The 5,713-nt window shown below is 52.1% G+C and carries 5 protein-coding genes and 1 pseudogene; 1 reads left to right on the forward strand and 5 read right to left on the reverse strand.

Annotated features, from left to right (window positions below; genetic code table 11):
- The 4 genes and pseudogenes from R6U67_RS06935 to R6U67_RS06950 all read right to left on the reverse strand — a co-directional run.
- Positions 1-342: pseudogene (locus R6U67_RS06935) on the reverse strand (RNA-guided endonuclease TnpB family protein); the annotation flags it as partial.
- 75 nt (positions 343-417) lie between these two features.
- Positions 418-1,065, reverse strand: a complete 648-nt coding sequence (locus R6U67_RS06940) for a TPM domain-containing protein (RefSeq protein ID WP_410251863.1) — start codon at positions 1,063-1,065, stop codon at positions 418-420.
- Between the two features lie 222 nt (positions 1,066-1,287).
- A complete protein-coding gene (locus R6U67_RS06945) occupies positions 1,288-3,093 on the reverse strand; it encodes a TPM domain-containing protein (protein WP_410251864.1) in 1,806 nt (601 codons plus the stop codon).
- Positions 3,005-3,982, reverse strand: coding sequence for a hypothetical protein (locus R6U67_RS06950; protein ID WP_410251865.1), 978 nt, complete (start codon positions 3,980-3,982; stop codon positions 3,005-3,007). Before R6U67_RS06950 ends, R6U67_RS06945 begins: the two co-directional genes overlap by 89 nt.
- A gap of 353 nt (positions 3,983-4,335) precedes the next feature.
- On the opposite strand from R6U67_RS06950, the gene R6U67_RS06955 reads away from it, so the two are divergent.
- On the forward strand, positions 4,336-5,115 hold the full coding sequence (locus R6U67_RS06955; protein WP_410251866.1) for a LemA family protein: 780 nt from the start codon (positions 4,336-4,338) through the stop codon (positions 5,113-5,115).
- A 33-nt stretch (positions 5,116-5,148) separates the two neighbouring features.
- Here R6U67_RS06955 and R6U67_RS06960 read toward each other — a convergent pair whose 3' ends face one another.
- On the reverse strand, positions 5,149-5,577 hold the full coding sequence (locus tag R6U67_RS06960; RefSeq protein ID WP_410251867.1) for a YggT family protein: 429 nt from the start codon (positions 5,575-5,577) through the stop codon (positions 5,149-5,151).
- Positions 5,578-5,713: the final 136 nt, after the last annotated feature.

The following is a 5,713-nucleotide window of genomic DNA, read 5'->3' on the forward strand; positions in this document are numbered from 1 at the left end:
TGAGGTTTTGTACTCGACTGAATCGCGAGTTTTATGCTTCTTGAATTTAGGAAACCCTTTTTTGCCGGGAATCTTCTTCTTGCAGTTATTGTAGAAGCGAGCTATAGCTGCCCAAGCTCGTTCCGCCGAGGCTTGACGAGCCATTGAGTTCAGCTTTTTGGCCCAAGGAAACTCTTTGGCAAGAACCGCACAATAGGTGCTTAGTTCATACCGTCCAACTCCCTTATTATCTATCCAGTATCTCAGGCAACTGTTACGAACAAACCGAGCCGTCCGAATGGCCTCGTCCAGCCGTTCGTATTGCTCTTTGGTTCCTTCTAGCTTGGCTTCAAATACCAGCATGACACCATTGAGTCATTTGACGAGATTGTACCACATTGTACTACAGTGGTTGCCGCGATTCATCTCAACGTTGAATCAAAGATTACAACGTGAGCCTTCTCGCGGATTAAGGTAAATCGTCCCATAGCCTAACACCGAGGCTACCCAACCCACGAAAGCGGCGATCCAAAAATCGCCCCGGTTCTCCATCTCCGCAAACCCATCAGAGACCGAACTAGACGCATCTCCAGGACGATTCACAGAAACTTGGAACTCCTCCTCAGAGAGAACTGTTATCAACGCCTCAACCCCCGCCAGAGTTCCCGCATCGAAATTATCCTCTCGAAACTCAGGAATGATGACCTCATTGATCATCTCGCCGACTTCAGCATCCGGTAAAATGTTTTCAATCCCATAGCCGGTTTCAATTTCAATGCGGCGATCGCCCACAGAATGCAGCCACAGCACCCCGTTATTAACCTCTGCTTTCCCCACACCCCAATAGTTAAACAGTCGCGTTGCAAAGGCTTTGGGGGTGGCTTCCGAGGCGGTATCCCGAACGGTGACGACGGCGATTTCCGTTCCGTTTTGAGCTTCTAGGTCACTAATTTTCTGATTCAGGGTCTGTTCCGTCTCCTCACTGAGAACCCCCGCCATATCCGTCACCCAACCGCCATACTGCTGCTGGGGATTGGGGACTTCCTGCACCGTTAAGCTGTGACTGACGCTCGGCCACAGTAGCAAGGATAAACCCAAGCTCAAGCTAAACAGGAGCATTAGGGATTTTGGCGTCTTGGGCCAGTTAACTCCCTTTTGAAGCTGTTGTTTGAAGTGAACAATTCTCTTAACATATCGGCTCAACCCTGGGGAATTGACCTCTACATTTCTACCGGCGAAACCCTTAATAAAACCAAACATAATTGCCTCGTTTTTAACCTTAAACAGCAAGATAAATTGGTCATACTTCTAATAGCTTCCTCCAGCACCCCCACCGCCGCTATCGCCGCCGCCAAAACCACCACCGCCGCCGCCGCCGTCAAAACCACCACCCCCGCCGCCGGTGACTCCTACAGACTGAGTCAATCGAGGAATAATACTTTGTTCTTGTTTAGAATAATCGCAGGCCTGACAGGTATAGGTCGTTTCACGTAGCCCCGTGGACTGATAGGTGGGTTGAACCAAGGTTTTGGTCTCATGCGTGACCGTAAACTCTTCACAATTGCGACATGCCGTGAATTCCCCCCGCTTGAGAATATAGCTGCGTAGATGAAACTCGGACGTTTCCGGGCAACAGTTGGGACAACGTAAGCCCGTAAATTTAGTACTCCCTAGGTCTTGAGCGACGTTCTGGTGATGATTGAGTTGTGCCGTCACCTCCGACTCAGAGACGGGAACCAACTCCGTCTGACAGGTTTGACAAACCCGTTTGAGTGTTGCATCAAGCCAAGGTCGACTCAACGTGTAAGCCACCCAACCCATCCCCAAGGCCGCGACGAGGGAACCCAGTAAAACCGGCCCCAGATCGTCTCCCCAAACCTCCACGAACAAGACTCCAGCGATGACCATAACGATGGTGCTGCCAACCCAGAAGACAAATCCCCCCAGAAACAGCTTGAGAGGGATCGACAGCAATCCCAGATAGCGATCGCTCCCCTCTTCCTCAAAACTCGCCCTCCAAGAACGAATGATAAATTGCCCAATTCTGACAATGGCTGTCACCCCAGTCACCGCCAATAAGAGCGCGATCGCGATGAAAGCCAAAGTCCGGGAGGAATCTAACATCAGCAGGGTGATGACTACCCCCAAACAGAGCATAAAGCCACAGACGGTTGCCCCAAACAAGACTCCTCCATAGAGGGTTGCATCGCTTTTCCCCATCACCCGCGATCGCCCCTGAGGATCGAGTTCAATCGGTTGCTTCAACCGCCGACGAATCGCCCCATATCCCAGCACCGAAGCGCCCCAAAGCACAATCGCCCCGACACCAAACTCGCTCAAAGCATCAACCTGCGGGGAATCATCAGGTAATTGGAACTCTTCCCCAGACAACACGGTAATCAACGCCTCAACCCCCGCCAGAGTTCCCGCATCGAAATCATCCTCTCGAAACTCAGGAATCACCAACTGGTCAATCATCCGCCCCACCCGAGCATCCGGTAACATCCCTTCTACCCCATAGCCGGTTTCAATTTCCACGCGGCGATCGCCCACAGAATGCAGCCACAACACCCCATTATCCGCATCCGCTTTGCCCACGTCCCAATGATTAAACAGTTCCGTTGCAAAGTCTTTGGGGGTGGCTTCCGAGGCCGTATCCCGAACGGTGACGACGGCGATTTCCGTTCCGTTTTGAGCTTCTAAGTCACTAATTTTCTGATCAAGCCTCTGTTCCGTCGCCTCACTCAGAACATTGGCCATATCCGTCACCCAACCGCCATACTCCTGTTGGGGATTAGGAACCTCTTGCACCGTCAGGGCCTGGCTGACCAACGGAAAGCCAATCATCGCCACCGACATGAGTAGGCCCCACATCAGCCCTTTCACCCCTGGCCGATGCCATCGCCATCGCCGTCGCTGAATCCCTTGCCAGACCTTTTGCAACCCCCCTAGAGCAAACCGTTGAGCAACCATTAATGATGTCCACATTGCCTTCACCTCAAATCGGTTCACTGTCCTCTCCTCGCTAATAATTGCCGCCAGCACCCCCGCCGCCACTTGCGCCGCCGCCAAAGCCACCGCCACCACTGCCGAAGCCGCCGCCGGCCCAGCCATCAACCCCAGTATGGCGATCTAAGTCAGCAGCCGGACGATGAGAGGAATCAATACGGTCATAGCTCAAGTCTCCCTTCGTCGCCATCAGTTCCTCTCGTTCCTCCTCATAGCCACAGGCTTGACAGGTGTAGGTGACATGAGCGATCCCCTGGCTCGATTCCCCGGACTCCTCTTCCCGAGTCTGGCTGCGAGTCATGGTTAACTCACGACAATGGGGACATTCCTGAAAGTTGATGCCATCCAAAATGTAGTCACGTCGGTGAACTGGCGAGGACTCCTGGGGGAAGCAGTGGCGACAATGCCAGCGTTCAATGCGGGTACTCCCTAACTCTTGGGCCACCCGTTGGGCGCGATTGAGGCGATCGCCCTCTTTCCCGGCCACCAATTCCAAGGGAGAATCACACCGTTGACAGCGCCAAGTTCCTCTCTTGATGAATGCCTTTAATTGCTGTTGAGGAAACGGATAGGTAAAAAAGGCGATCGCCAGCGACAACAGTATCATTAACCCCAGAGCGGTGATGACTCCCAGACCGAGAACCTCGACCAGCCAAGGGTGCAACAGCGCATACAGCGCCAGCAACAGCCCCAAGGCTGCCCCAACGCTAATCCCATAACTCCAGCCAAACAGCCCCTCCTCGTCCGGGTGATCATAGGGGCCTTGAACCTGCGATCGCCCCTCCGGGTTGAGCTTAAACGGCTCCCCATAGTAGGTCTTGGCACGAGAATAGCCATAGGCGGTCCCGAGCCAGGCCACAATGGCGATCGCCCCAAACAGCCATCTTGTCCCTCCCGTCTCCGTCTGGCCCATCCCTGGGCTGGCTCCAGCCTGAGTTAATCCTCGACTGGCTAGAGGAAAGGCCAACAAAGATAGCGTAAACGCGATCGCCAACCTCCAGTGTCTTCGCCGAAGCCACCCTCCCCAGTCGCCCCCCTTGAAGGGATGAACGGCAAACTGAATTTTAGGGAATGAATGGGTCGAGATTGAGATCCGCATGGTTCCGAAATCTCCCATAGCTATCAACACATCCCAAGTCCCGAAGCGATGCTGATGCTGGCAGGCTCCTAGAACATTGGTTACACTGAGGAATAAATAAACGCTTGTCTCGATCTTGACATCCTCATGAAAACTTTGCCAGTAACTTAACATTTCGCAAGCTTGGGAACCCAGATCACTCTAGGGTTCGCACCGGAGAAAAAATATATAAAAATTGTAAAAACAGACATAAAGAGATAAGCCATAACATGGAAAACAACAGCCCTAAAATCCCCGATGAACTCGCCCCCGAAGTCTTAGAAATTGCTTCTCGTTACTATAGCGAGTCTCAGAATAGCTATTCCTTAGCCGAACTGAAAGACGCGGGAGCTGAAGTTCAAATTCCACCCGAGTTAATTGAAAAAGCCCTTGAGGAGGTTCGGGTTAAAAAAGAGCAGGAACAGCAACAACAAGAAAAAGCCCAAGAGCGACGCAAAACTGCCCAATGGATTGCCGCTGGCGTTGCCATCATCGTCTCGCTCTGGGGCATTGCTGCCTATAACGGACTGGCTAACCGCGCCCAAGAAGTGCAGGCCCGTTGGGCTCAAGTCGAAAACCAACTGCAACGGCGAGCCGATCTCATCCCCAACCTCGTCAGCGTGGCCCGAAGCCAAGCCGCCAGCGAACAGGAGGTGATTGAGCAATTAGAGCGATCGCGCCAAGCCTATCTCCAAGCCAGTCGTATCGACGAAAAACAAGCCGCGATCGCCGAAGTCGAAGCCGCGATCGAGCAATTTCAGGACGCCATGGCCAACAATTCCAACCTATCCAACCTAGAAAACTCCCAAGCCTTTCAAAACCTCAGTTATGAAATTGCCGGAACGGAGAACCGCATCGCCGTCGAACGAAGGCGCTATAACGAAGCAGTACAAGCCTATAACAGCCAGTTACGCCAATTTCCTCAAGCCCTCATTGGCAACATAGCAGGGTTTGAAACACAGCCTTACTTTGAATCCCAAACTCCTGAGTCTCCCCAACCTGAGCCTTAGAGAAAAACCCGTTGTATCCCCACAAACCGATTCTTATTGAGGAGCAAAAAACGAGTAGATCAAGCGAATGACAAGCCAGCCAAGCAACGCATAAGCTCCCATCGCCACTAATACATTGACATCAAAAACATTTGTTCCCACCAAATCCGTCGGATTCATGAACAGATTATCAAACGGAGCAAAAAACGGCTCCGATAAATTATAAACAAAATCGGCAAACATATTCTCAGGATTAGCCCCACTGAGGCGGAGTAAAAACCGCAAAAACAACAACACCAATAACGCACTAACCAAATACGAAATAATACGAATGATGCGGGAGAGAATCAAAGAACGTTGAGAGATCTCAACCCGTTCTTCCTCCGTATGGAGGCGATCGCGTTCCTCAGGCGAGAGATTTCGGGTCGGATCAGAGTTAGGGTTAGGGTTAGAATTAGGATTAGGATTCGGATCAGGGTTCATACATAGCACTCCAACGGACCATCTGCCCAAATCATAGCCATTTTCGTGACTCCAATCCCAACCCCGCCCAATTGTCCCCCAGTCGCCGACGCATCACCCCATCCCCATCCCCAATCGAGTCTCAGCAAACTCACCC

Origin of the sequence: Sodalinema sp. (assembly GCF_046483825.1) — a bacterium.
Lineage (GTDB): Bacteria > Cyanobacteriota > Cyanobacteriia > Cyanobacteriales > Geitlerinemataceae > Sodalinema.